We start from the raw sequence: 1,498 nt of genomic DNA on the forward strand, positions 1-1,498 counted from the left end.
ACCACCGAATAGGTCGGCAAGGGCATGCCGATGGTCACGCGGCCGTGGGGGTCCAGGGTGGTCCACGTAGCCGTGACGGTGGCCTCCGGAGGGCCATAGGCGTTCACCAACCGAAGGCCGGGCCGGTGCCAGCGGGTGATCAGGTCGTGGGGACACGGCTCGCCTGAGACGAGCAGGAACCGCAGGTCAGGCAGATCGTCGTCCAGCGTGGCGAGCAGGGTGGGGACGCAGCAGAGGCCGGTGACCCGGAGATCGAGGAGGAAGTCATGTAGGTCTTGGCCGATCAGGGGCGCCCCGTGGGGCTTGGGCACGATCGTGGCACCGGCCATCCAGGGCACCCAGATCTCCTCGACCGAGAAGTCGAAGGCGATACTCATGCCCTGATAGATCCGGTCTTCACCCGTGATGCCGTAGACCTCGGCCGCGACCCGCACGAAGTTGCAGATGCTCGCGTGCTCGATGGCGACCCCCTTGGGTCGCCCCCTCGCGCCCGAGGTGTAGATCACGTAGGCCAGCTCATCGACGGGGAGTCCGCGCTCCTCCGGCCTGAGCCGCTCGGAGGGCTGGGCGGCGATGGCGGAGGCCTCGGCATCCACGACGACCACGGTGGCCGCGACCGCGTCCAGTGTCTCCACGTGGAGGGAGCGCGTCAGGACAGCGCTGACGCCGGCGTCCCGGCAGATATACGCGATACGGTCCACGGGGAAACCAGGGTCAAGCGGCACGTAGGCGGCATTCAGCTTCAACGTGGCCAGCATGCCGGTATACCCGTCCAATGGATGATCCGACAACAGCGCGACGCGGTCCCCGCAACGGACCCCGCGTCGTCTCAGATGACGAGCGAGACGGTTGGCCCGCGCGTCGAGATCCGCGTAGGTGACCGCGAGGGCGCCGGTGTCCACCGCGAGGCGATGCGGGTGCCCGTGCTGCAGCAGCTCGTCGACCTTCCCCTCGAACAGGTGATCCAGTCGTTCGCCCGGCGACCAGCGCACTCGCTGGTCGAAGCGCGTGTCGACCAAGACCGCCGGGACGCTGGGCCGGGCCTCCAGGGACTCGGGCCCGGGGGAGAGGAACCCCGTGTCCTCGCCGTGTCCAGGGGATGCCCAGGTGCCCGGGGGAGTCCCAGGCGCTTGGGGTAGAGACCGATCGGATCCGAACGACTCCGACCCGCGAGTAGCGAAAATGGCTTCCTGATCCGTCACGGCCATGCCTTCCATCGAGATGCACCACAGCCCAGAACGGAGAAGGGGATAACCCGATGCTGGGCCCACGGAAATCGAGACCTTGCGATACAGTGCACCCTGACACCGCGGTCAGCAGAGGGTCAACAGCCCGCGAATCACCCCTTCATGATCCAGGTACCGTTCGGGTGTGATCGTGCCGGAACCTCTCGGTGCCGCTCCGGACAGTCAAGAGTGTCCTCCGTCAATCCGCGGTCAGGAGGTGCTTGGACCCGTTCCGGGACCCGGCCTCAGAAGTCCACAGCTCGTGGTCGACG

At 67.3% G+C, this 1,498-nt stretch carries 1 protein-coding gene; it reads right to left on the minus strand.

Annotated elements, in window-relative coordinates; translation table 11 throughout:
* The coding region (locus PLJ28_RS15910) for an AMP-binding protein (protein ID WP_324590449.1) at positions 1 to 1,019 on the minus strand (1,019 nt) is incomplete at its 3' end.
* Positions 1,020 to 1,498 lie beyond the last annotated feature (479 nt).

The organism is Citricoccus sp., assembly GCF_035445025.1.
Classification (GTDB): Bacteria; Actinomycetota; Actinomycetes; order Actinomycetales; family Micrococcaceae; genus Citricoccus.